Annotated in this window: 20 protein-coding genes and 1 tRNA gene; all 21 read left to right on the top strand. The window is 41.5% G+C overall.

The annotated features are described in order from the left end of the window. Nucleotides 1–2: 2 nt before the first annotated feature. Complete coding sequence (recN, locus tag HMPREF8578_RS10065; protein WP_000923544.1) at nucleotides 3–1670, top strand: DNA repair protein RecN; 1668 nt, start codon at nucleotides 3–5, stop codon at nucleotides 1668–1670. Continuing rightward, entirely contained in the window at nucleotides 1671–2399 is a 729-nt protein-coding gene (locus HMPREF8578_RS10060) for a metallophosphoesterase family protein (RefSeq protein ID WP_000133359.1), read from the top strand. A 78-nt stretch (nucleotides 2400–2477) separates the two neighbouring features. Continuing rightward, nucleotides 2478–4301: a translation elongation factor 4 gene (gene lepA / locus HMPREF8578_RS10055; protein WP_001047196.1), complete on the top strand. Its 1824-nt coding sequence runs from the start codon at nucleotides 2478–2480 to the stop codon at nucleotides 4299–4301. A 144-nt stretch (nucleotides 4302–4445) separates the two neighbouring features. Next, nucleotides 4446–5069, top strand: coding sequence for a hypothetical protein (locus tag HMPREF8578_RS10050; protein WP_000734766.1), 624 nt, complete (start codon nucleotides 4446–4448; stop codon nucleotides 5067–5069). Between the two features lie 81 nt (nucleotides 5070–5150). Beyond that, nucleotides 5151–5999: a DNA-processing protein DprA gene (dprA, locus tag HMPREF8578_RS10045; protein ID WP_000705333.1), complete on the top strand. Its 849-nt coding sequence runs from the start codon at nucleotides 5151–5153 to the stop codon at nucleotides 5997–5999. Nucleotides 6000–6116: 117 nt separating this feature from the next. Next, nucleotides 6117–8204 carry a type I DNA topoisomerase gene (gene topA, locus HMPREF8578_RS10040; protein ID WP_000179676.1) on the top strand — a complete coding sequence of 696 codons (2088 nt, stop codon included), beginning with the start codon at nucleotides 6117–6119 and terminating at the stop codon, nucleotides 8202–8204. Nucleotides 8205–8310: 106 nt separating this feature from the next. After that, complete coding sequence (locus HMPREF8578_RS10035) at nucleotides 8311–8670, top strand: YbaN family protein (protein ID WP_001220351.1); 360 nt, start codon at nucleotides 8311–8313, stop codon at nucleotides 8668–8670. Between the two features lie 93 nt (nucleotides 8671–8763). After that, nucleotides 8764–9396 (top strand): copper homeostasis protein CutC, encoded by a 633-nt coding sequence (locus tag HMPREF8578_RS10030; protein WP_000638771.1) that lies wholly within the window; start codon nucleotides 8764–8766, stop codon nucleotides 9394–9396. A 43-nt stretch (nucleotides 9397–9439) separates the two neighbouring features. Beyond that, nucleotides 9440–10096 (top strand): MmcQ/YjbR family DNA-binding protein, encoded by a 657-nt coding sequence (locus tag HMPREF8578_RS10025; protein ID WP_000461564.1) that lies wholly within the window; start codon nucleotides 9440–9442, stop codon nucleotides 10094–10096. 314 nt (nucleotides 10097–10410) lie between these two features. Then, entirely contained in the window at nucleotides 10411–11973 is a 1563-nt protein-coding gene (locus HMPREF8578_RS10020; protein ID WP_001233211.1) for a 2-isopropylmalate synthase, read from the top strand. 11 nt (nucleotides 11974–11984) lie between these two features. Further along, the gene (gene leuB, locus HMPREF8578_RS10015; protein ID WP_000162509.1) at nucleotides 11985–13022 is read left to right on the top strand and encodes a 3-isopropylmalate dehydrogenase; all 1038 of its coding nucleotides are present in this window, start codon (nucleotides 11985–11987) and stop codon (nucleotides 13020–13022) included. Then, the gene (locus tag HMPREF8578_RS10010; RefSeq protein WP_000700086.1) at nucleotides 13019–13288 is read left to right on the top strand and encodes a DUF1294 domain-containing protein; all 270 of its coding nucleotides are present in this window, start codon (nucleotides 13019–13021) and stop codon (nucleotides 13286–13288) included. The genes leuB and HMPREF8578_RS10010 overlap by 4 nt, the downstream gene beginning before the upstream one ends. Nucleotides 13289–13291: 3 nt before the next feature. Beyond that, a complete protein-coding gene (leuC, locus tag HMPREF8578_RS10005) occupies nucleotides 13292–14674 on the top strand; it encodes a 3-isopropylmalate dehydratase large subunit (RefSeq protein WP_000907573.1) in 1383 nt (460 codons plus the stop codon). A gap of 9 nt (nucleotides 14675–14683) precedes the next feature. Then, on the top strand, nucleotides 14684–15277 hold the full coding sequence (leuD, locus tag HMPREF8578_RS10000) for a 3-isopropylmalate dehydratase small subunit (protein WP_000410637.1): 594 nt from the start codon (nucleotides 14684–14686) through the stop codon (nucleotides 15275–15277). Nucleotides 15278–15303: 26 nt separating this feature from the next. After that, nucleotides 15304–16083, top strand: a complete 780-nt coding sequence (locus HMPREF8578_RS09995; RefSeq protein WP_000160503.1) for an L-threonylcarbamoyladenylate synthase — start codon at nucleotides 15304–15306, stop codon at nucleotides 16081–16083. A 151-nt stretch (nucleotides 16084–16234) separates the two neighbouring features. Beyond that, nucleotides 16235–18160 (top strand): McrB family protein, encoded by a 1926-nt coding sequence (locus HMPREF8578_RS09990; RefSeq protein ID WP_000919723.1) that lies wholly within the window; start codon nucleotides 16235–16237, stop codon nucleotides 18158–18160. After that, entirely contained in the window at nucleotides 18147–19451 is a 1305-nt protein-coding gene (locus HMPREF8578_RS09985) for an McrC family protein (protein ID WP_001223081.1), read from the top strand. Before HMPREF8578_RS09990 ends, HMPREF8578_RS09985 begins: the two co-directional genes overlap by 14 nt. 174 nt (nucleotides 19452–19625) lie before the next feature. Continuing rightward, nucleotides 19626–20612 (top strand): GMP reductase, encoded by a 987-nt coding sequence (locus HMPREF8578_RS09980; RefSeq protein ID WP_000931163.1) that lies wholly within the window; start codon nucleotides 19626–19628, stop codon nucleotides 20610–20612. Between the two features lie 67 nt (nucleotides 20613–20679). Further along, nucleotides 20680–20751: transfer RNA gene (locus HMPREF8578_RS09975), tRNA-Arg, on the top strand. A gap of 184 nt (nucleotides 20752–20935) precedes the next feature. Next, nucleotides 20936–21634, top strand: a complete 699-nt coding sequence (gene rnc / locus HMPREF8578_RS09970; protein ID WP_000661472.1) for a ribonuclease III — start codon at nucleotides 20936–20938, stop codon at nucleotides 21632–21634. Then, nucleotides 21625–25164 (top strand): chromosome segregation protein SMC, encoded by a 3540-nt coding sequence (smc, locus tag HMPREF8578_RS09965; RefSeq protein WP_000280897.1) that lies wholly within the window; start codon nucleotides 21625–21627, stop codon nucleotides 25162–25164. The genes rnc and smc overlap by 10 nt, the downstream gene beginning before the upstream one ends. Nucleotides 25165–25236 lie beyond the last annotated feature (72 nt).

Below are 25236 nucleotides of genomic sequence, written 5' to 3'. Positions count from 1 at the left end.
GTATGTTACTTGAAATTTCGATAAAAAACTTTGCCATTATTGAGGCGATTTCCCTCAATTTTGAAAAGGGTATGACTGTTTTGACTGGGGAAACGGGTGCCGGAAAGTCTATCATTATTGACGCTATGAATCTTATGTTGGGGGCTCGTGCAACAACAGACGTTATTCGTCACGGTGCGCCAAAGGCAGAGATTGAGGGGCTTTTTTCGGTTGAAAATAGTCGCCTTTTACAGGAAATTTTTGAAGAGCAAGGTTTGGAAATGGGTGATGAGATTATCATCCGCCGGGAAATTCTGCAAAATGGTCGTAGTGTTAGTCGCGTGAATGGCCAGATGGTCAATCTTTCTGTCTTGCGTGCTATTGGGCAACACCTTGTGGATATCCATGGTCAGCATGACCAAGAAGAGTTAATGCGTCCTCAACTGCACATCCAGATGTTGGATGAGTTTGGTGATGCTGCTTTCTTGGACTTGAAGGAGACCTATCAGACGAGCTTTGATGCCTATCGCAAAATGCGTAAACAAGTTCTGGAAGCCAAGAAAAATCAGCAGGAACACAAGGCTCGTATTGAGATGTTGGAATTTCAAATGGCAGAGATTGAGGCGGCAAACTTGCAGGCTGGTGAAGACTTGGCTCTCAACCAAGAACGAGATAAGCTTCTCAATCATAAAAATATTGCGGATACGCTAACTAATGCTTATGGCATGTTGGACAATGAGGAATTCTCCAGTCTTGCTAATGTCCGTTCAGCAATGAATGACATGGAAAGTGTCGAAGAATATGACCCTGAATACCGTGAAATTTCAAGTTCTCTATCAGAAACCTACTATGTTTTAGAAGATATTAGCAAGCGTTTGGAAGATATTATTGAGGATTTGGATTTTGATGGCATTCGCCTCATGCAGGTTGAAAATCGCTTAGACCTTCTGAATACTATTACTCGCAAGTACGGTGGGACTGTAGACGATGTTTTGCTTTATTTTGCTAAGATTACGGATGAGTACAATCTCTTGACAGGAAATAACCTTTCTTCTGAAGACATGGAAGCAGAGCTAAAGAAATTGGAAATTAATCTTGTTGATTTGGCAGGGCAACTTGCATCTGCTCGTCATGACTTGGCCCAGCAGCTTGAGGCTGAGATTAAACAAGAACTTCAGGATCTCTATATGGAGAAGGCACAGTTCCAGGTTCGCTTTAGTAAGGGCAAATTTAGTCGTGAAGGAAATGAAACGGTCGAGTTTTACATTTCCACCAACCCAGGTGAGGACTTTAAGCCTTTGGTCAAAGTTGCATCTGGTGGGGAATTATCCCGTCTCATGTTGGCTATCAAGTCAGCCTTTTCTCGGAAGGAAGGCAAGACTAGTATTGTCTTTGATGAGGTGGATACGGGAGTTTCAGGTCGTGTGGCCCAAGCCATTGCTCAAAAGATTCATAAGATTGGCCAGCATGGTCAGGTTCTTGCTATCTCTCACCTTCCACAAGTGATTGCCATCGCGGATTATCAATTCTTTATTGAGAAGATTAGTGATGAGCACTCTACGGTGTCGACGGTTCGTCTCTTGACTTTAGAAGAGCGAGTAGAGGAAGTAGCTAAAATGTTGGCTGGGGAAAATGTAACAGAAGCTGCCCTTACTCAAGCCAGAGAATTATTGCAAACGAGGATGAAATAAATGACAGACTATTATGTAATTGGAGATGTTCACGGAAAGGCAGGTATGCTAGAAGATCTGCTCAAAACCTGGGATGGTCAAACTCAGCTGCTCTTTCTAGGGGATTTGATTGACCGTGGTGAAGACAGTCGCCGTGTTCTAGAAATGGTCAAAGAATTGGTCGACAATCATGGAGCTATCTGTCTATCAGGAAACCATGAGTATATGTTTCTGACTTGGCTCGATAATCCAGAAGAAAGCTATGACCATTATCGCCGCAATGGTGGAGATACAACCATTAACTCTATTTTAGGTCGTCCCTTGGATGCACCAGTTGATGGCGTAGAAGATGCCAAACGGGTTGCGACTGAAGCAGCAGACTTGGTCGAATTTATTCGTCAAATGCCATTTGTAGTAGAGACAGACAAGTATATCTTTGTTCATGCGGGTATTGACTTGACCTTGGATGATTGGCATGAAACTACAGATTATAAAAAAGTCTGGCTCAGAAAACCATTCCACGAAGCTGAAAATCATACCGGGAAAACCATTGTCTTTGGGCATACACCAGTTTATGGTTTGCTAAAGCAAGACCGAGGTACTGCTGAGCTTTGGATAACAGAGGATGGCAAGATTGGCATGGATGGAGGAGCTGTCTATGGTGGTGTCCTTCATGGAATCATCTTTACAGACCAAGGAATGACTGAACACTACTTTATAGAAAATGATGGCTTTATTGCCGAAGATTAGTACTCCTAGCAGGGTATGGTCTTGTCAAAATGTTAAAAACAATTTATAATTAATAGATACCCTGAAAGGAAGAGCATCATGAACTTAGAAGAATTGAAGAAACGACAGGAGAAGATTCGAAACTTCTCTATTATCGCCCATATTGACCACGGGAAATCAACGCTAGCAGACCGCATTTTGGAAAAGACGGAGACGGTTTCTAGTCGTGAAATGCAAGCCCAACTTCTGGATAGTATGGATCTTGAGCGTGAACGTGGGATTACCATTAAACTCAATGCCATTGAGCTCAATTACACTGCTAAAGATGGCGAGACCTATATTTTCCACTTGATTGACACGCCAGGACACGTGGACTTTACCTATGAAGTGTCGCGTTCGCTAGCTGCCTGTGAAGGAGCGATTTTGGTGGTTGATGCGGCTCAAGGGATTGAAGCTCAAACTCTTGCTAACGTTTATCTAGCCTTGGACAATGATTTGGAAATTCTGCCAGTCATTAACAAGATTGACCTTCCAGCAGCTGATCCAGAGCGTGTGCGTACAGAGATTGAGGATGTCATTGGACTAGATGCCAGCGAAGCGGTCCTGGCTTCAGCCAAAGCTGGTATTGGTATTGAAGAGATTCTTGAGCAGATCGTTGAAAAAGTGCCAGCTCCAACTGGTGATGTTTCAGCTCCATTAAAAGCCTTAATTTTTGACTCAGTTTATGATGCTTATCGTGGGGTTATCCTCCAAGTGCGTGTTATGGACGGAGTGGTTAAACCTGGCGATAAGATTCAGCTCATGAGCAATGGCAAGACCTTTGATGTGACGGAAGTTGGTATTTTTACACCGAAAGCAGTTGGTCGTGATTTCCTTGCGACTGGTGATGTTGGTTATATTGCGGCTTCCATCAAGACGGTTCAAGACACTCGTGTGGGTGATACAGTTACCTTGGCAACCAATCCTGCGGAAGAGCCATTACATGGCTACAAGCAGATGAATCCTATGGTCTTTGCAGGACTTTATCCAATTGAGTCAAACAAGTACAATGACCTTCGTGAAGCTCTTGAAAAATTGCAACTCAACGATGCCAGCCTTCAGTTTGAACCAGAAACATCGCAGGCGCTTGGATTCGGTTTCCGTTGTGGATTCCTTGGACTTCTCCATATGGATGTTATCCAAGAGCGTTTAGAACGTGAGTTCAATATTGACCTCATCATGACAGCTCCATCTGTTATTTACAAGGTTAACCAAACTGACGGTGAATCTATGGATGTGTCTAACCCCTCTGAATTCCCAGATCCAACCAAGATTGCGACTATTGAAGAACCGTATGTCAAGGCGCAAATCATGGTGCCGCAGGAGTTTGTCGGAGCAGTGATGGAACTGGCTCAGCGCAAGCGTGGGGATTTTGTGACCATGGACTATATTGATGATAATCGTGTGAATGTTATCTATCAAATTCCGCTTGCTGAAATTGTCTTTGACTTCTTTGATAAGCTTAAGTCTTCGACGCGTGGTTATGCAAGCTTTGACTACGAATTGTCAGAGTACCGCCCATCTAAACTGGTCAAAATGGATATCCTTCTCAATGGAGACAAGGTGGACGCCCTTAGCTTTATCGTTCACAAGGATTTTGCCTACGAACGTGGGAAACTCATCGTGGATAAGCTCAAGAAAATCATCCCTCGTCAACAATTTGAGGTGCCGATTCAAGCAGCTATTGGACACAAAATTGTGGCTCGTACAGATATCAAGGCTCTTCGTAAGAACGTACTTGCCAAATGTTATGGTGGTGACGTTTCTCGTAAACGCAAACTCCTTGAAAAACAAAAAGCTGGTAAGAAACGCATGAAAGCTATCGGATCAGTAGAAGTACCACAAGAAGCCTTCCTTAGCGTCTTAAGTATGGATGAAGAATAGAAATAGAAAATAAAACTCTTGAAGATTTTTCAAGAGTTTTTGCTTTAAATGTGAGCTATAAAATCGGAAACTAACAGAATCGATTAGGTTAGAATTTGACAGAAGTCCTTATTTTTCTTATAATGCAGATGGAAAGGTGGTAGGATGAAAAAATTATTAATTTTAGGTACTGTAGTTACTGCTAGTGTTTTTCTAGCTTCATGCTCCAATAATTCGCAAACAGCAACCGAAGAAAGTTCGACTGCAGTTGTTAGTTCTTCTAGCAGTCAGGAAACAAGTAGTTCTAGTTCTGCTGTTTCTGAAGCGAAAAAGGAAGAGACGCAAATCATCGGCTCGAATGAGTATGGTTTTGTCAAGGTACCCAAATCATGGGTTCGATTCCATGAAGTAGAAGGTGGAAATGATATACAGTATAGTGATGGAACAGATATCAACATTGTTACGCTGAATACCTTTAAGGCTGAGCAGTTTAATATCAGCGAAGAAGAGTATGCTAAACTGGATGTTGTGACTGTCTCATCTAGTATTTTAACTTCCAAGGAACAAAGCTCTGATTTCAGTAAGGTTTGGGGCTCCAAATCGACCATTGGAGGCTATGAAGCCTATGTTGTCAATGCAATTGCTAAGTCAGGGAAATACCTCGTTACCTGGGTTTTCCGATCAAATGATGGTAAAATCCGCTATGTTTCACTTGAAGGGGATGGGGAAACTTTAAAAACAATCTTACCGATGGTTGAAAGTAGCTGGTCAACTACTAAATCTGAATAAATGAAAAAAAGAAGATTCTTGGTCTTCTTTTTATTTTTTTTACGAATAGATAGATGAGTAGAAAAAGAAATGGAGTTGTATATGAAGATTACAAACTATGAGATTTATAAATTGAGAAAAGCTGGGCTGACCAATCAACAAATTTTAACTGTTCTTGAATACGACGAGACTTTAGATCAGGAGCTCTTGCTAGGTGATATTGCAGAAATATCTGGATGCCGTAATCCTGCTGTCTTTATGGAACGCTATTTCCAGATAGATGATGCACAGTTGGAGAAGGAGTTCCAAAAATTTCCATCCTTCTCGATTCTTGATGACTGTTATCCTTGGGATCTGAGTGAGATTTATGATGCTCCAGCGCTCTTGTTTTATAAAGGAAATCTAGACTTATTGAAATTTCCAAAGGTTGCTGTTGTAGGGAGTCGTTCATGTTCTAGTCAGGGAGCAAAGTCGGTTCAGAGAGTCATTCAAGGTTTGGAAAACGAGTTAATCGTGGTCAGTGGTTTAGCCAAAGGGATTGATACGGCTGCCCATATGGCTGCACTCCAGAATGGAGGAAGAACAATTGCTGTCATTGGAACAGGATTGGATGTTTTCTATCCCCGAGCCAATAAACGTCTGCAGGAACACATTGGTAATCACCATTTGGTACTTAGCGAGTACGGACCTGGTGAGGAACCCTTGAAATTTCACTTTCCAGCTCGTAATCGTATCATTGCTGGCCTTTGCCGTGGTGTGATTGTAGCAGAGGCAAGGATGCGTTCTGGTAGTCTCATCACCTGTGAGCGAGCTATGGAAGAAGGGCGTGATGTCTTTGCCATTCCGGGAAACATTTTAGATGGCCATTCAGATGGCTGTCACCACCTGATCCAAGAGGGGGCAAAGCTGATTTCCAGTGGTCAAGATGTGCTGGCTGAGTTTGAATTTTAAGGAGAAATTTGTTCACACAGATAAACTTTTCTTCTATATATAGGACTTAGGTCTTGACAGCTATAGAAAAATGGTTTACACTTTATAAAGTTTATTACTTTGAAAAGGTGTGATAGTGTGGCTACGGCAACAAAGAAGAAAAAATCAACAGTTAAGAAAAATCTAGTCATCGTGGAGTCGCCTGCTAAAGCGAAAACGATTGAGAAATACCTAGGCAGAAACTACAAGGTTCTAGCCAGTGTCGGGCATATCCGTGATTTGAAAAAATCCAGTATGTCAGTCGACATTGAAAATAACTATGAACCACAGTATATCAATATCCGAGGAAAAGGTTCTCTCATCAATGACTTAAAAAAAGAAGCTAAAAAGGCCAATAAAGTCTTTCTGGCAAGTGACCCGGACCGTGAAGGAGAAGCAATTTCCTGGCATTTGGCTCACATTCTCAACTTGGATGAGAATGATGCCAACCGTGTAGTCTTTAATGAAATTACCAAAGACGCAGTAAAAAATGCCTTTAAAGAACCTCGTAAGATTGATATGGACTTGGTCGACGCCCAACAAGCTCGTCGAGTCTTAGACCGCTTGGTAGGGTATTCGATTTCGCCTATTTTGTGGAAAAAGGTCAAGAAGGGCTTATCAGCAGGACGCGTGCAGTCTGTTGCCCTTAAGCTCATCATTGACCGTGAAAATGAAATCAATGCCTTCCAACCAGAAGAATACTGGACAATTGATGGTGTCTTTAAGAAGGGAACCAAGCAATTTCAGGCTTCTTTCTATGGTATGAATGGCAAAAAGATGAAATTGACCACCAATGAAGAGGTCAAAGAAGTCTTGTCCCATTTGACTAGTAAAGATTTCACAGTAGACCAGGTAGATAAGAAAGAACGCAAACGCAATGCGCCCCTACCGTATACAACTTCAACCATGCAGATGGATGCTGCTAACAAAATCAATTTCCGTACTCGAAAGACCATGATGGTGGCTCAACAGCTCTATGAAGGGATCAATATCGGATCAGGTGTGCAAGGTTTGATTACCTATATGCGTACAGACTCGACTCGTATCAGTCCTGTGGCTCAGAATGAAGCGGCAAGCTATATTAACGACCGCTTTGGTAGCAAGTATTCCAAGCATGGTAGCAAGGTCAAGAATGCCTCAGGTGCTCAAGATGCCCACGAAGCCATTCGCCCATCTAGTGTCTTTAATACACCTGAAAGCATCGCTAAGTACTTGGACAAAGACCAGCTCAAGCTCTATACTCTTATCTGGAACCGTTTTGTGGCTAGCCAGATGACAGGCGCTATCTTTGATACCATGGCTGTTAAGCTCTCTCAAAATGGGGTTCAGTTTGCGGCAAATGGAAGCCAAGTTAAGTTTGATGGGTATCTTGCTATCTACAATGACTCTGACAAGAACAAGATGTTGCCAGATATGGAAGTAGGAGATGTGGTCAAGCAGGTGAATAGCAAGCCAGAGCAACATTTCACCCAACCGCCAGCTCGCTATTCGGAAGCAACTCTTATCAAGACCTTGGAGGAAAATGGGGTTGGACGTCCGTCAACCTACGCTCCGACCATTGAAACCATCCAAAAACGTTACTACGTTCGTCTGGCAGCTAAACGTTTTGAACCGACAGAACTGGGAGAAATTGTCAATAAACTCATCGTTGAATATTTCCCAGATATCGTCAATGTGACCTTCACAGCTGAGATGGAAGGGAAATTGGATGATGTCGAAGTTGGTAAAGAGCAGTGGCAACGTGTCATTGATGAATTTTATAAACCATTCTCTAAAGAGGTAGCCAAGGCTGAATCCGAAATGGAAAAAATCCAGATCAAGGATGAGCCAGCTGGATTTGACTGTGAAGTTTGTGGCAGTCCAATGGTGATTAAGCTCGGTCGTTTTGGTAAATTCTATGCTTGTAGCAATTTCCCAGACTGCCGTCATACACAAGCGATTGTTAAGGAGATTGGTGTCGAGTGTCCAAGCTGTCATCAAGGACAAATCATTGAACGCAAAACCAAGCGCAATCGTATCTTCTATGGTTGCAATCGCTATCCAGAATGTGAGCTTACTTCCTGGGACAAACCAATTGGCCGTGACTGTCCAAAATGCGGACACTTCCTTGTGGAGAAAAAAGTCCGTGGTGGTGGTAAGCAGGTTGTATGTAGTAATGGCGACTACGAAGAAGAGAAAATTAAATAAAATGCAGAGTCCTGAAAATGAATTTCAGGCTCTTTTTACTTGAAGCTTGACAAATTTCCCCCTTGTGTGCGAAACTAGAGGAAGAGTAATTTATCTAGGAGAAATCATGCGTATCATTTATCTCTGTATTGGCTTTATTTCACTGGCTTTAGCTGTTATTGGAGTTGTCCTACCACTTTTACCAACAACACCCTTTCTTTTGTTAGCTATCGCTTGCTTTTCAAAATCTTCTAAGCGTTTTGAAGACTGGCTTTATCATACAAAGCTTTATCAGACTTATGTAGCGGACTTTCGGGAAACCAAGTCAATCGCGCGAGAACGCAAGAAAAAAATCATCGTTTCTATCTATATATTGATGGGGATTTCTATTTATTTTGCCCCTCTTTTGCCAGTCAAAATCGGTCTGGGAGCCTTGACTGTCTTTATCACCTATTATCTCTTTAAAGTCATTCCTGACAAAGAATAGATAAAAATAGTAGTTATTTGCCTTGATAAAAATGAAAGCATATTTAAAATAATATGATATAATAAATTTAAAGAAAACATCAAGGAGAATCAAATGATTTACGAATTTTGTGCTGAAAATGTGACCTTGCTTGAAAAAGCGATGCAGGCTGGAGCTCGTCGAATCGAACTTTGTGACAATCTAGCAGTGGGTGGAACAACACCTAGCTATGGAGTGACCAAGGCGGCGGTTGAACTGGCAGCTATCTACGACACCACCATCATGACTATGATTCGTCCTCGTGGTGGCGACTTTGTCTATACTGATCTTGAAATAGCAATCATGCTAGAAGACATTCGTTTAACTGTTCAAGCAGGTAGCCAAGGGGTCGTCTTTGGTGCTTTAACTGCTGATAAGAAGTTGGATAAGGTTAATCTAGAGAAGTTAATTGCCGCATCAAAAGGAATGGAAATTGTCTTCCACATGGCCTTTGATGAATTGAGCGAAGAAGACCAGTTGGAAGCTATTGACTGGCTCAGCCAAGCTGGTGTCACTCGTATATTGACTCGTGCTGGCGTGTCTGGTGACTCGCTAGAAAAACGTTTTGCTCACTATCACAGAATTTTGGAACATGCTAAAGGTAAAATTGAAATCTTACCAGGTGGGGGGATTGACTTGGACAACCGTCAAACCTTTATCGACCAACTTGGTGTGACTCAATTGCACGGTACTAAGGTTGTCTTTTAAAAAATAGAAAGGAACTGCTAGCTTTGGGTAGCAGTTTTCACTTATGTTTGAAATTTTTAAATCCTACCAGTTTAATAAAGAAAAAGCTCATGCCTATGGTTTTGTAGAAAATGGAGAAGTCTGGACCTATAGTTGCCAGATTTTGCAGGGTGACTTTTTCATGACAGTCTCTATCACTCCTGATAATGTGAGCTTTCAGGTTTTTGATCAGGAAACGGGTGACCTCTATCCTCAAGTACATATGGAAAGTATGCGGGGAAGTTTTGTCGGAAGTGTTCGTGAGGCTTGTTTGGAGATTCTTTACCAGATTCGGAAGGCTTGCTTTGATGTGCAGGATTTTATCTGTCCTCAGACTAAGCGTATCATGGCTCAAGTTCAGGAAAAGTATGGTAATCAGTTGGAGTATCTGTGGGAAAAATCGCCTGATACAGCTGTATTGCGTCATGAAGGCAATCAAAAGTGGTATGCTGTTATGATGAGAATCCCATGGGATAAGCTGGAGAAGGGGAGAGAAGGGCTAGTCGAAGCAGTCAATATAAAACACGACCAAGTAGCGGATTTACTTTCACAAAAAGGTATTTATCCAGCCTTTCATATGAACAAACGCTACTGGCTTAGTCTGGTCCTTGATGATAGTTTGCAAGATGAAAAAGTGGTAGAACTCATCGAAAAAAGTTGGAACTTGACTGTGAAAAAATAGGGAAATTCGCTTGAGTTTTCAAATACTTTCAATTAGCAAAATATTCTTTACTGAAGAAATTTTCAGAAAATAATGGATTTTTTCTTGACAAGTGTTTTTAGCTATGCTAAAATACTAAACAAGATATCAAACGAAGGAGAAAGTCAAACATGAAAACAGCTAAGTTTAATCAATTTGCTTTGTTGTTGAGGTACTCGGGCTAGTGCAAAAGCATTAGTCCTGTTTGGCTTACCAAGCGGGAGTAAATCAACATCTCGCTTGGGCTTCTGAGCGAGATGTTTTTTTAAAACCACATTTGGAAAAGGGGAAATCTTATGCGTAAAGTTGAATTTTTTGATACAAGCCTTCGTGATGGGGAACAAACACCTGGTGTTAACTTCTCAATAAAGGAAAAAGTTTCCATTGCAAGACAGCTGGAGAAATGGGGAATTTCTGTAATTGAAGCTGGTTTTCCAGCTGCTAGTCCAGATTCATTTATAGCCGTTCAAGAAATTGCTAGAGCCATGAAAAAAACAGCAGTGACAGGATTAGCTCGTTCTGTAAAATCTGATATTGATGCTTGTTATGAGGCTCTTAAGGATGCCAAGTATCCACAAATTCATGTCTTTATCGCTACTAGTCCGATTCACCGCAAGTATAAGCTCAATAAGAGCAAGGAAGAGATTTTAGAAGCTATCAAGGAACATGTTTCTTACGCACGTTCTAAGTTTGAAATCGTCGAATTCTCTCCTGAAGATGCGACTAGAACAGAGTTGGATTTCCTCTTACAAGTTGTTCAAACAGCGGTCGATGCAGGTGCATCTTATATCAATATCCCTGACACAGTTGGCTTTACGACTCCAGAAGAGTTTGCACGTATCTTTGATCACTTGATTGAAAATATTAAATCAGATCATAAAGTTGTCTTTGGTGTTCACTGTCATGATGATCTCGGTATGGCAACTGCAAATACTTTGATAGCAATTAAACACGGTGCTGGACGTGTCCAGGGAACTATTAATGGTATCGGTGAACGCGCAGGTAATGTTGCTCTTGAAGAAGTAGCTGTTGCTTTGAAGATTCGTGAGGATTTCTTCCAAGCAACTAGTGATATTGTTTTGGATGAAACAATGAATACGTCTGAAATGGTTTCTCGCTTCTCTGGTATTCCAGTTCCTAAAAACAAGGCTGTGGTTGGTGGTAATGCCTTCTCCCACGAGTCTGGTATTCACCAAGATGGAGTCCTTAAAAATCCTCTCACTTATGAGATCATCACACCTGAATTGGTCGGAGTTAAGAGTAATAGTCTTCCGCTTGGTAAATTGTCTGGTCGCCATGCCTTTGTTGAAAAACTAAGAGAATTGGCTCTAGACTTTACAGAAGAGGATATCAAACCACTCTTTGCTAAGTTCAAGGCACTAGCGGACAAGAAACAAGAAATCACAGATGCAGATATTCGAGCTCTGGTTGCTGGAACCATGGTTGAAAATCCTGAAGGCTTCCACTTTGATGATTTACAACTTCAAACCCATGCGGACAATGACATCGAAGCGCTTGTTAGCCTAGCTAATATGGATGGTGAAAAAGTCGAATTTAATGCGACAGGACAAGGTTCCGTTGAAGCGATCTTTAACGCTATCGATAAGTTCTTTAACCAATCTGTCCGCTTGGTGTCCTATACCATTGATGCTGTGACAGATGGAATTGATGCTCAAGCTCGTGTCTTGGTTACTGTTGAAAACAGAGATACAGAAACCATCTTTAACGCAGCAGGTCTCGATTTCGATGTATTGAAGGCTTCGGCTATTGCTTATATCAATGCTAATACTTTTGTTCAAAAAGAGAATGCAGGTGAGATGGGGCATAGCGTTTCCTACCGAGACATGCCTAGTGTGTAAAGGAGAAGGCTATGACAAAGAAAATAGTAGCTCTAGCAGGGGATGGAATCGGTCCAGAAATTATGGAAGCTGGTTTGGCGGTTCTGGAAGCTCTAGCTTCAAAAACAGGTTTTGACTATGAGATTGATAGACGACCTTTTGGAGGTGCAGGTATTGATGCTGCAGGGTATCCCTTACCTGATGAAACCCTCAAGTCATGTAGAGAAGCAGACGCTATTCTCCTTGCGGCTATCGGTAGTCCTCAGTATGATGGGGCAGCGATTCGGCCTGAACAAGGCTTGCTAGCTCTTCGTAAGGAACTCAATCTCTATGCCAATATTCGCCCCGTAAAAATCTTTGACAGTCTCAAGCATTTGTCACCACTCAAACCGGAACGAATTGCCGGTGTTGACTTTGTCGTGGTGCGTGAATTGACAGGTGGTATCTACTTTGGGGATCATATCCTTGAAGAGCGCAAAGCGCGTGATATCAACGACTACAGCTATGAGGAAGTAAAGCGGATCATTCGCAAGGCATTTGAAATCGCAAGAAGTCGGAGAAAAATCGTTACTAGTATCGATAAGCAAAATGTTCTAGCGACTTCAAAACTCTGGCGGAGAGTAGCTGAGGAAGTCGCTCAGGATTTCCCAGATGTAACCTTGGAACACCAGTTGGTGGACTCAGCTGCCATGATTATGATTACCAATCCTGCCAAGTTTGATGTCATCGTGACGGAAAATCTTTTCGGAGATATCTTATCTGATGAATCAAGCGTTCTATCAGGCACACTTGGTGTCATGCCATCAGCTAGTCATTCTGAAAAAGGTCCAAGTCTTTATGAACCTATTCATGGTTCGGCACCTGATATTGCAGGTCAAGGAATTGCCAATCCTATTTCCATGATTTTGTCAGTTGCTATGATGTTGAGAGATAGCTTTGGACGTTATGAGGATGCGGAGTGTATCGAACATGCTGTTGAGAACAGTTTGGCAGCAGGTGTTTTAACAAGAGATATTGGAGGACAGGCTTCGACCAAGGAAATGACAGAAGCCATCATTGAAAGATTATGAAGATAAATGAAGGAATCACACTAGCTCTCTTGATTTGGAATTTACTGATTTTCTTGATTTATGGCATTGACAAATCCAAGGCAAGAAGAGGTGCTTGGCGCATCCCAGAGAAAATCTTACTCATTTTGGCTCTTACTTGTGGTGGTTTTGGTGCCTGGTTGGCAGGAATCATCTTTCACCACAAGACTAGAAAATGGTATTTTAAAACAGTTTGGTTTCTCGGGATGGTGACCACACTAGTAGCCTTATATTTTATTTGGAGGTAATGGATGGCAGGAAAATCGATTTTTGATAAATTATGGGACCGCCATGTCATCACAGGAGAAGAGGGGCAGCCCCAACTCATGTATGTGGACCAACACTATATTCATGAAGTGACTAGTCCCCAAGCTTTTCAAGGATTACGAGATGCAGGCCGCAGATTGAGACGACCAGACTTGACATTTGGGACCTTTGACCACAATGTACCAACGGTCAACATCTATGATATTCGAGATGTGATTTCTAAGGCCCAAATTGATAAGCTTGCTGAAAATGTTGAGGAGTTTGGGATTGAACATGCTGCCCATGGTTCTGAAAAGCAGGGAATCGTTCACATGGTAGGTCCAGAAACAGGACGGACGCAACCAGGAAAATTCATCGTTTGTGGAGACAGTCACACAGCTACTCACGGAGCTTTCGGAGCTATCGCTTTTGGGATTGGGACCAGTGAGGTCGAGCATGTCTTTGCTACCCAGACCCTTTGGCAGGTCAAACCCAAGAAAATGCTGGTAGAATTCACTGGTGTTCCTCAAAAAGGAGTTTATTCTAAGGATTACATTCTCGCCTTAATTGCCAAGTACGGCGTTGCCTGTGGTGTTGGCTATGTGGTGGAATATCGTGGGCAAGCAATTGATGCACTGACCATGGAAGAGAGGATGACCATCTGCAATATGTCCATCGAGTTTGGCTCCAAGATGGGAATCATGAATCCAGATCAGACTACCTATGACTATCTCAAGGGACGGGAATGCGTTCCCGAAGCTTTCGAGGAGGCGGTTGTTGACTGGAAGACGCTTGTCAGCGATGATGATGCTGTTTATGATAAGGTTATCCGGATGGATGTCTCAGACTTGGCTCCTATGGTGACTTGGGGAACCAATCCTGCTATGGGCGTCGACTTTGACAGTAGTTTTCCAGAAATTAAGGATATGAATGATGAGCGAGCTTATCATTACATGAACTTGGAACCAGGTCAAAAGCCAGCGGACATTGAACTAGGATATATTTTTATCGGGTCTTGTACCAATGCTCGTCTCAGCGATTTACAACTGGCTGCGCGATTTGTCAAAGGGAAGAAGATTGCTCCCAATCTAACAGCAATCGTAGTACCAGGTTCTCGTCCTGTGAAACGAGCTGCGGAGAAGTTGGGCTTGGATAAGGTCTTCTTAGATGCTGGCTTTGAATGGAGAGACCCAGGTTGTTCTATGTGCCTAGGGATGAATCCTGACAAGGTCCCTGATGGGGTCCACTGTGCCTCAACCAGTAACCGCAACTTTGAAGACAGACAGGGATTTGGCGCTAAAACCCATCTCTGCAGTCCAGCCATGGCAGCGGCGGCAGCTATCGCAGGGCGCTTCGTAGATGTTCGGCAAATGCCAGAGGCCCAGTAAGGAGAGGATATGGAGAAATTTACAGTTTATACGGGAACGACCGTTCCTCTTATGAATGATAATATCGACACCGACCAAATACTCCCCAAGCAGTTTCTCAAGTTGATTGATAAGAAAGGCTTTGGTAAGTACCTCATGTATGCTTGGCGTTATCTGGACGATAACTACACTGAGGATCCAGACTTTGTCTTTAACCGACCTGAATATCGTAAAGCTAGTATTCTCATCTCGGGGGATAACTTTGGTGCGGGGTCTTCGAGGGAACACGCAGCTTGGGCTCTAGCTGACTATGGTTTTAAGGTCGTGATTGCAGGATCTTTCGGGGACATTCATTACAATAATGAACTCAATAATGGCATGTTGCCTATTGTTCAGCCTAGAGAGGTTAGAGAGAAACTAGCCCAACTCAAACCGATCGACCAGGTAACTGTGGACTTGGAACAACAAAAAATCATCTCACCAGTTGGAGAATTCACTTTCGAAATCGATAGCGAGTGGAAACACAAGCTCTTAAATGGTTTGGATGATATCGGAATTACTTTGCAGTATGAAGATTTGATTGCTGCTTATGAAAAACAACGACCAGCCTACTGGCAGGATTAGAAAAATAGAAAAGGAACTATAGAACTATGACAAAACACATTCAATGGAACGGAACACTTTCACAAGAAGGATATGACATTTTAAAAGGTGAGGGCGGTTGTATTGTTTGCCCTACAAAAGTTGGTTACATTATCATGACGAGCGATAAGGCAGGTCTTGAACGCAAATTTGAAGCCAAAGAGCGTAACCGTAACAAACCAGGTGTTGTACTTTGTGGTAGCATGGATGAGCTTCGCGCTTTAGCACAACTCAACCCAGAAATTGAAGCCTTCTACCAAAAACATTGGGACGAAGACATTCTCCTAGGTTGTATCCTTCCTTGGAAACCAGAAGCTTTTGAAAAACTCAAAGCATATGGGGATGGTCGTGAAGAACTCATGACAGACGTTCGTGGTACTAGCTGTTTTGTCATCAAGTTTGGTAAAGCTGGTGAACAATTGGCTGCCAAGCTTTGGGAAGAAGGCAAGATGGTCTACGCCTCATCAGCCAACCCATCTGGTAAAGGAAACCGTGGTAAGGTGGAAGGTATCGGAGAACGTATCGAAGGAGCAGTGGACCTTGTCATCGAAGCAGACGACTACGTGGCATCCATCCAACCTGACAAAACGATTGAAACGCGCTACGAGCAAGGTGTAATGGTGTCTATGGTTGATAAAGATGGGAAACTCATCCCAGAACAAGGAGGAGCCCGTTCAATCTCACCAGCACCAGTCGTTATCCGTAAAGGGCTTGACATTGATAAAATCATGATGCATTTGTCAGATACCTTTAACTCATGGGACTACCGTCAGGGAGAGTATTACTAAGATAAAAAAAGAAGTCTAGTGTTAAGAGTCATTGAAGCTCCTAACGCTGGGCTTTTTTTAGAAGTTCTTTTCTTTTTCTATAGGATATGATATTCTATATATGAAATATATAGTTTTTTATTCGAACATTATTATAAAAGGAGTAAGATTGATGTTGAAAAGAAAAGTTAGTCTGGAAGATTTTTATGACTGGTACCAAGAAAATAAAATAAGATTAAGAGAAGATGCATCTAAATATAGTATTTACAATGAACAATTACGTGAAGAATTTCTTAAAGAGTGGCCACTTGATAGAATTTTAACCATGTCTATTGATGATTATGTCATTGGGAAAGGTGCTAAAAGTAATTCTTTTTGCTATGCTCTTGAGACAGGAAAGTACCAATCATTATTTATGGGGATTGGTGGAGGAGGTTCTTCAAAATTTGGTATTTATTGGAATGAGGATACCAAAAACTATAAGAATCAAGCTAATAAAATCATTCCAGAATCAGAACTAGAAGACCGATTTAACAAATTAAAATTGGATTTGTATGAGATCATCCAAGTTGGTAGAATGTTGGATTTCAATAATCCTATCTTTGACATGAAAAAGTCAAAGAATGAATTTATTAGGCGTTCTGCAGTGGTAACAAAACTACTTTGTATTTATTCTGAGAATCCTTCTTTTTTAGGAGTAAATATGAATAGTCAAAATGAATTTTGGAATAGGTTGATTCCTCAAAGTAATCAAGGAGGACCCTATCGTCAGAATCATGAGATTTGTAAACTATTTTCTAAAACCTATCCTGAACTAGAATCTTCAATTTTGGGTAGTGTTTTATTTGAATATTCAAAAGATTTTATAGACAGTGATAATAAGCAAGGAGAGAAAGAAATGTCTGAACAAAATAGTATTCATCATCCCTTGAGTAATATCTTATTACAATCCAAAAACCTCATTCTCCGTGGTGCTCCTGGTACAGGAAAAACTTATCTTGCTAAAGAAATTGCTAAAGAATTAACGGGTGGCAACGAAGACCAAATCGAATTTATACAGTTTCACCCATCTTATGACTATACGGATTTTGTGGAGGGTTTAAGACCAGTATCAAATGGGGATGGAGCTATTGAGTTTAGGCTAGAAGATGGGATCTTTAAGAAGTTTTGTCAGAAGGCTAAAGAAGCTCAGAAAACTGGAGGACAAGATAATTTTGATGAAGCTTGGGATCTTTATCTTGAATATGTAAATAGCAGAGATGAAAAAGAATATTTGACAGAATTTTCCTATCTCACAGTAAATAGTCGAAATAATTTTAATATCAATTATGAAACTAAAGCCCAAGGAACTTGCTTAACAAAATCTTATGTTTATGAACTCTATAAAGATGAAAAATATCTGAAACAGCCCTATTATCGTAATCAAGGAAAAAAAGTCCTAGAAACTTTAAAGAAAAGATTTGGTCTGAAAGATTATATTTCTCCAACAGAAATTGACACAGACAAGAAATTCGTCTTCATCATTGATGAAATCAATCGTGGGGAGATTTCTAAGATTTTTGGCGAACTCTTTTTCTCTATCGACCCTGGTTATCGTGGTGAAAGCGGGAGTGTTTCCACCCAGTATGCTAATTTACATGAGACGGATGACAAGTTTTATATTCCTGAGAATGTCTACATCATCGGAACAATGAATGATATTGACCGTTCAGTAGATACCTTTGATTTTGCTATGCGTCGTCGTTTCCGTTTTGTTGAAGTTACTGCTGAAAGCCAAGTTGCTATGTTGGATAAAGAACTGGGTATCCATGCAGAAGAATCAAAACTTCGTCTAAGAAACTTGAACGCTGCTATCGAAAACGTTCAAGAGCTAAATAGTCATTATCATATCGGTCCAAGTTATTTCCTTAAGTTGAAGGATGTAGACTTTGACTATGAAATACTCTGGTCAGATTACCTCAAACCTCTTTTGGAAGATTACTTACGAGGTTCTTATGAAGAATCTGAAACTCTGGCAACATTGAAAAAAGCATTTGATCTGACAAATAAAGAGCAAACAGTTCAGCAAGATACTGGTGATGATAATGCGGATAACTGATAATCAGCATAGAATTGCTAAAGAAGACTTTGTCGCAGAATATCCCAATCTAAGTCAAGCACTTCTTGATAGAACACTAGATTACCTTTCTCGAGAGGACAGTATCTTTATTTTCCCGAATGATTTGATAAATTCTCCTGATTTAGACAAGGACCAAAAGATTTTGGAAACAGTCAATCAGGAAATTAAGACTGGGAATGTGATTGGTTTTCTGGGGTGTGATCAGGAAAGATTAACGATTGCCTCTCGTTTTTCTGATGAAAGTAACGACCATTTTTTGCATTATCTTTTACAAAAGGTTCTCAATATCAATCTGACTAGTTTGGATGTTGGAATATCTCCCGAAGATAAGCTTTATCAACTCTTGGTTTACCTCTTTCCAAAGTATCTGCAAGCTGCTCTCAGAAAAGGTCTTTATAAGGAATACCAGCGATTTTTCCATAACGATAGTCATGTGAAGGGTGTACTAGATGTTGGAAATCATCTGAAAAAAAATCTCCCTTTTACGGGAAGTATTGCCTATACCACTAGGGAGTTTACCTATGATAATCCACTCATGCAGTTGATTCGGCATACGATTGAGTACATAAAGAATCAGAAAAGTTTCGGAGTTCTGCTCGATAGTAATCGTGAAAATATGACAGAAATTACTCGTGCAACTCCAGCTTATAAACTAGCTGATCGTGCCAAGATTATCAGAATGAATAAAATCAAACCCATCCGACACGCCTATTTTAGAGAGTATAGAAAATTACAGGAACTCTGCTTGATGATTCTAAGTAGAGAAAAGCATGGTCTTGGACCTCAATCTCAAAGGGTACATGGTATTCTCTTTGATGTTTCCTGGCTTTGGGAAGAGTATGTTTATACCCTGTTGCCAAAAGATTTCATACATCCTCGAAATAAGGATAAGACGGACGGAATTTCAGTATTTTCTAATCGTGAAAGAAAAGTATTTCCAGATTTTTATCATAAAGAGTTAAAAATAGTTCTAGATGCAAAATATAAGAAACTGGAGTTCACTGAAAAAAGGATTAACCGTGAGGACTTGTTCCAATTGATTTCCTATTCTTATATCTTAAAATCTGAGAAAGCTGGACTGATTTTTCCTAGTATGGAGCAGTCAGTAAATAGTGAAATAGGAAAACTAGCTGGCTATGGAGCTCAATTGAAGAAGTGGTCTATCCAAATCCCTCAGAATGCCTCATCCTATAGTGCATTTTGTAAAATGATGGAAAATTCAGAAGAAAATTTTAAAGCGATTATTGATGAAGAAGTGGGGAGAAAGTAATCTCTTCGCTTTTTTTGCTATTTATATAAGTAATTTCCGAACGATATAATTTGATTATTAAAAATATTTGACAAAAACTGTACTTTGGTTTATAATAAGTCAAGGAAACGTCGGAAAAAGGCGTAGGGATGCGTAAGCATAGGTAGGTCATTACAAAAGAAACGAGACATCGATATGTTAAATGAATTTCCAATTTTTGATTACGAAGATATTCAGTTGATCCCAAATAAATGTGTCATTAAAAGTCGTGCAGAAGCAGACACGAGTGTCACACTTGGAAATCACACTTTCAAACTACCTGTTGTACCAGCAAATATGCAGACGATTTTGGATGAGAACGTAGCAGAACAACTGGCTAAAGGTGGCTACTTCTACATTATGCATCGTTTTGATGAGGCTGGGCGCATTCCTTTTATCAAACGCATGCACGATCAAGGGCTTATTGCTTCCATTTCTGTCGGTGTCAAGGATTACGAGTATGACTTTGTTAGCCAGCTCAAGGCTGATGCTCCTGAGTATATCACGATTGATATTGCTCATGGTCATGCGGATAGCGTGATTTCTATGATTCAACACATCAAGAAAGAATTGCCAGATACTTTTGTCATTGCTGGGAATGTTGGAACTCCAGAAGCTGTTCGTGAATTGGAAAATGCCGGTGCGGATGCTACTAAGGTTGGAATCGGTCCTGGTAAGGTTTGTATCACCAAGGTCAAGACTGGTTTTGGTACAGGTGGCTGGCAGTTGGCAGCACTTCGCTGGTGTGCTAAAGCGGCTCGTAAACCGATCATCGCTGATGGTGGGATTCGTACTCATGGCGATATTGCTAAGTCTATCCGTTTCGGTGCCAGCATGGTCATGATTGGTTCCCTTTTTGCAGGACACATCGAAAGCCCAGGAAAGACGATTGAAGTCGACGGTGAACAGTTCAAAGAATACTATGGTTCAGCTTCTCAATATCAAAAGGGTGCTTATAAAAACGTGGAAGGAAAACGCATCTTACTTCCTGCCAAAGGACATTTGCAAGATACCCTTACTGAGATGGAGCAGGATCTGCAAAGTGCCATTTCCTATGCAGGTGGACGCAAGGTTGCTGACCTCAAGCACGTTGATTATGTGATTGTGAAAAACTCTATCTGGAATGGTGATGCATCCCACTAATGGACGCATACTCCATCCATAAAAAACTTGTTATTAGAGCAAATTTCTGTTATAATAAGACAAGTTTCCACCCTTAGTGTAATGGATATCACGTAAGATTCCGGTTCTTGAGATGGGGGTTCGATTCCCTCAGGGTGGATGCAAATAGCCTAAGAAAGCCTTATTCAAAGGCTTTTTTCTTTATTTCGCTCCAAATTTGCCCCTAAAATTGAAAAGTTTGTTCTAAAAAATGCTCAAATCCCCTCTAGTCCCGTTTTAAAGTGACTCAGGGGGCTTTTTTTGATATAATAAGAAAGACTGTTATCAGTTAGAAAGAGGTTGGTATGAAAGAATTACAAACTGTACTAAAGAAGCGTTTTGCAATCGAATTTGCAGACAAAAACTTACTGGAAACGGCTTTTACCCATACGAGTTATGCCAATGAGCACCGCCTCTTAAAAATTTCACACAATGAGCGCTTGGAATTTTTAGGAGACGCTGTTCTGCAATTATTGATTTCAGAATATCTGTATAAAAAATATCCCAAGAAACCAGAGGGAGATTTGTCTAAACTCCGTGCTATGATTGTCCGTGAGGAGAGTTTGGCTGGTTTTGCGCGTGATTGCCAGTTTGATCAGTTTATCAAGCTAGGAAAAGGAGAAGAAAAGTCTGGTGGGCGCAATCGTGACACCATTCTTGGAGATGCCTTTGAAGCCTTTTTGGGAGCATTGCTTTTGGACAAGGATGTTGCTAGAGTAAAAGAGTTCATCTATCAGGTCATGATTCCCAAGGTCGAAGCAGGTGACTTTGAAATGATTAAGGATTACAAGACACACCTGCAAGAGTTGCTCCAAGTCAATGGAGATGTAGATATTCGTTACCAGGTGACCTCTGAAACGGGACCTGCCCATGACAAGGTTTTTGATGTAGAAGTTCTGGTTGAGGGCAAGAGCATCGGAAAAGGTCAAGGCCGTTCTAAAAAATTAGCAGAACAAGAGGCCGCGAAAAATGCAGTTGAGAAAGGGCTGGATTCATGTATTTAAAGGAAATTGAGATTCAGGGATTCAAGTCCTTTGCTGACAAGACAAAGGTCGTCTTTGACCAAGGTGTGACAGCTGTCGTTGGGCCCAATGGTTCTGGGAAGTCAAATATCACAGAAAGTTTGCGATGGGCCTTGGGAGAGTCTAGTGTCAAGAGTCTTCGTGGAGGCAAGATGCCTGACGTTATCTTTGCTGGAACTGAAAGTCGCAAACCACTCAATTATGCCTCTGTTATCGTGACCTTGGACAATGAAGATGGCTTCATCAAGGATGCAGGGCAAGTCATTAAGGTAGAACGCCATATCTATCGTAGTGGAGATAGCGAGTATCGAATTGATGGCAAGAAAGTGCGCTTGCGTGATATTCATGACCTCTTCTTGGATACAGGTTTGGGACGGGATTCCTTCTCCATCATTTCCCAAGGGAAGGTTGAGGAGATTTTTAACTCCAAGCCCGAAGAACGCCGAGCTATTTTTGAAGAAGCTGCTGGGGTTTTAAAATACAAGACTCGTCGTAAAGAAACAGAAAGCAAACTGCAACAAACTCAAGACAATCTCGACCGCTTAGAGGACATTATCTACGAGTTGGACAATCAAATCAAGCCCCTTGCAAAACAAGCTGAGAATGCGCGCAAGTTTCTCGACTTGGATAGTCAACGTAAGGCGATTTACTTGGATGTACTGGTTGCCCAAATCAAGGAAAACAAGGCTGAACTAGAGCTGACAGAAGAAGAGCTAACGCAAGTTCAGGAACTTTTGACTAGCTATTACCAAAAGCGTGAAGAGTTAGAAGAGGAAAATCAAACTCTTAAAAAGAAACGCCAAGATCTCCAAGCTGAAATGGCTAAAGACCAAGGAAGATTAATGGATTTGACTAGTTTGATCAGTGACTTAGAGCGAAAACTAGCCCTATCCAAACTGGAATCTGAGCAAGTAGCCCTTAATCAACAAGAAGCGCAAGCCCGTTTGGCGACTCTGGAAGATAAGAGAAAGGCTCTAAGTAAGGAAAAGGCTGAAAAAGAAGCGAACTTGGAACAGTTAGAGAAAAGTCTAGCTGAAAACAACAAGGAACTCAATCGCCTAGAAGCAGAGTTGTTGGCATTTTCTGATGATCCTGACCAGATGATCGAGCTCTTGCGTGAACGTTTTGTGGCTCTTTTACAAGAAGAAGCGGATGTCTCAAACCAGTTGACTCGCATCGAGAATGAACTGGAGAACAGCCGTCAGCTGTCTCAAAAACAAGCAGATCAACTTGAGAAACTGAAAGAACAACTGGCTACAGCTAAAGAGAAGGCCAGTCAACAAGAGGCTGAGCTTGAATCTGCCAAGGAGCAGGTTCAGAAATTATTGGCTGACTACCAAGCTAGTGCCAAGGAACAAGAGGAACAGAAAGTTTCTTACCAAGCCCAGCAGAGCCAACTCTTTGACCGTCTGGATAGTCTCAAAAACAAGCAGGCTAGAGCCCAGAGTTTAGAGAATATCCTTAGAAATCATAGCAACTTTTACGCGGGTGTTAAGAGTGTTCTCAAAGAAAAAGACCGTCTTGGTGGGATTATTGGTGCAGTCAGTGAGCATTTGACTTTTGATGTGCATTATCAAACTGCCCTAGAAATTGCACTAGGAGCAAGTAGTCAGCACATCATCGTAGAAGATGAAAACGCGGCAACAAAGGCGATTGATTTCCTAAAACGTAACAGAGCTGGTCGTGCAACTTTTCTTCCATTGACGACTATCAAGGCACGTACGATTTCTAGTCAGAATCAAGATGCTATCGCAGCAAGTCCAGGATTTCTGGGAATGGCAGATGAGTTGGTGTCGTTTGATAAGAGACTAGAAGCCATTTTCAAAAACTTGCTTGCTACGACGGCTATCTTTGATACTGTAGAACATGCGCGTGCAGCTGCTCGTCAAGTTCGTTACCAGGTTCGTATGGTGACACTGGATGGAACAGAGTTGCGCACAGGTGGTTCCTACGCGGGTGGTGCCAATCGCCAAAATAACAGTATCTTCATCAAGCCAGAGCTGGAGCAATTACAAAAAGAAATTGCTGAGGAAGAAGCTAACTTGCGGTCAGAAGAAGCGAGTTTGAAGACCTTGCAAGATGAGATGGCGGTATTGGCAGAAAGATTAGAAGCCATCAAATCTCAGGGTGAGCAAGCTCGTATTCAGGAGCAAGGTTTGTACCTCGCTTATCAGCAAACCAATCAGCAGGTCGAAGAACTGGAAACGCTTTGGAAATTTCAAGAAGAGGAATTAAATCGCCTTTCTGAAGGAGATTGGCAAGCAGACAAGGAAAAATGCCAAGAGCGCCTTGCTACTATCACCAGTGAAAAGCAAAATCTGGAAGCTGAGATTGAAGAGATTAAGTCTAACAAAAACGCTATTCAAGAACGTTATCAAAACTTGCAGGAACAGATTTCTCAAGCGCGCTTGCTTAAGTCAGAACTGCAAGGACAAAAGCGGTACGAAGTGACTGATATTGAACGCTTAGGCAAGGAACTGGATAATCTGGATATCGAGCAAGAGGAGATTCAGCGTCTCCTCCAAGAAAAGGTTGATAATCTTGAGAAGGTTGATACGGATTTGCTAAGTCAGCAGGTGGAAGAGGCCAAAACTCAGAAAACAAATCTCCAACAAGGTTTGATTCGTAAGCAGTTTGAGTTGGATGATATCGAAGGCCAGCTGGATGATATTGCCAGCCATTTGGATCAGGCTCGTCAGCAGAATGAGGAGTGGATTCGTAAACAAACGCGTGCTGAAGCCAAAAAGGAAAAGGTCAGCGAACGCTTGCGCTATCTACAAGCTCAATTAACTGACCAGTACCAGATCAGCTACACTGAGGCTCTAGAAAAGGCTCATGAACTGGAAAATCTCACTCTGGCAGAGCAAGAGGTTAAAGATCTTGAGAAAGCTATTCGCTCACTCGGTCCAGTCAATTTGGATGCTATTGAACAGTACGAAGAAGTCCACAATCGTTTGGATTTCCTCAATAGCCAACGAGATGATATTTTGTCTGCGAAAAACCTACTCCTTGAGACCATCACAGAGATGAATGATGAGGTTAAGGAACGATTCAAATCAACCTTTGAGGCGATTCGTGAGTCCTTTAAAGTGACCTTTAGACAGATGTTTGGCGGTGGTCAGGCAGACTTGATATTGACTGAGGGCGATCTTTTAACTGCTGGTGTGGAGATTTCTGTCCAACCTCCAGGTAAGAAAATCCAGTCTCTCAATCTTATGAGTGGTGGTGAAAAAGCCCTATCAGCCTTGGCCTTGTTGTTCTCCATCATTCGAGTCAAAACTATTCCTTTTGTTATCTTGGACGAGGTAGAGGCAGCGCTGGACGAAGCCAATGTCAAACGTTTTGGGGATTACCTCAACCGCTTTGACAAGGATAGTCAGTTTATCGTCGTAACCCACCGTAAGGGGACGATGGCGGCAGCGGACTCTATCTATGGAGTTACCATGCAAGAATCAGGTGTTTCTAAGATTGTTTCGGTTAAGTTAAAAGATTTAGAAGAAACAATAGACTAGTTACCAAATGATAGCATCTCTTAGGAGGTGCTATTTTTTTAAACTAAAGTGCTAAATTTTCTCTTACGGTCA

The organism is Streptococcus oralis ATCC 49296, assembly GCF_000185265.1.
GTDB classification, from domain to species: Bacteria; Bacillota; Bacilli; order Lactobacillales; family Streptococcaceae; genus Streptococcus; species Streptococcus oralis_BC.
The sequence above is the reverse complement of the archived record's forward strand: the minus strand, read 5'-3'. Positions and strand labels throughout refer to the sequence as shown.

Coding starts and splice junctions, on each gene's coding strand:
- recN (WP_000923544.1), top strand. CDS start 3: ATGTTACTTGAAATTTCGATAAAAAACTTTGCCATTATTGAGGCGATT.
- HMPREF8578_RS10060 (WP_000133359.1), top strand. CDS start 1,671: ATGACAGACTATTATGTAATTGGAGATGTTCACGGAAAGGCAGGTATG.
- lepA (WP_001047196.1), top strand. CDS start 2,478: ATGAACTTAGAAGAATTGAAGAAACGACAGGAGAAGATTCGAAACTTC.
- HMPREF8578_RS10050 (WP_000734766.1), top strand. CDS start 4,446: ATGAAAAAATTATTAATTTTAGGTACTGTAGTTACTGCTAGTGTTTTT.
- dprA (WP_000705333.1), top strand. CDS start 5,151: ATGAAGATTACAAACTATGAGATTTATAAATTGAGAAAAGCTGGGCTG.
- HMPREF8578_RS10035 (WP_001220351.1), top strand. CDS start 8,311: ATGCGTATCATTTATCTCTGTATTGGCTTTATTTCACTGGCTTTAGCT.
- HMPREF8578_RS10030 (WP_000638771.1), top strand. CDS start 8,764: ATGATTTACGAATTTTGTGCTGAAAATGTGACCTTGCTTGAAAAAGCG.
- HMPREF8578_RS10025 (WP_000461564.1), top strand. CDS start 9,440: ATGTTTGAAATTTTTAAATCCTACCAGTTTAATAAAGAAAAAGCTCAT.
- HMPREF8578_RS10020 (WP_001233211.1), top strand. CDS start 10,411: ATGCGTAAAGTTGAATTTTTTGATACAAGCCTTCGTGATGGGGAACAA.
- leuB (WP_000162509.1), top strand. CDS start 11,985: ATGACAAAGAAAATAGTAGCTCTAGCAGGGGATGGAATCGGTCCAGAA.
- HMPREF8578_RS10010 (WP_000700086.1), top strand. CDS start 13,019: ATGAAGATAAATGAAGGAATCACACTAGCTCTCTTGATTTGGAATTTA.
- leuC (WP_000907573.1), top strand. CDS start 13,292: ATGGCAGGAAAATCGATTTTTGATAAATTATGGGACCGCCATGTCATC.
- leuD (WP_000410637.1), top strand. CDS start 14,684: ATGGAGAAATTTACAGTTTATACGGGAACGACCGTTCCTCTTATGAAT.
- HMPREF8578_RS09995 (WP_000160503.1), top strand. CDS start 15,304: ATGACAAAACACATTCAATGGAACGGAACACTTTCACAAGAAGGATAT.
- HMPREF8578_RS09990 (WP_000919723.1), top strand. CDS start 16,235: ATGTTGAAAAGAAAAGTTAGTCTGGAAGATTTTTATGACTGGTACCAA.
- HMPREF8578_RS09985 (WP_001223081.1), top strand. CDS start 18,147: ATGCGGATAACTGATAATCAGCATAGAATTGCTAAAGAAGACTTTGTC.
- HMPREF8578_RS09980 (WP_000931163.1), top strand. CDS start 19,626: ATGTTAAATGAATTTCCAATTTTTGATTACGAAGATATTCAGTTGATC.
- rnc (WP_000661472.1), top strand. CDS start 20,936: ATGAAAGAATTACAAACTGTACTAAAGAAGCGTTTTGCAATCGAATTT.
- smc (WP_000280897.1), top strand. CDS start 21,625: ATGTATTTAAAGGAAATTGAGATTCAGGGATTCAAGTCCTTTGCTGAC.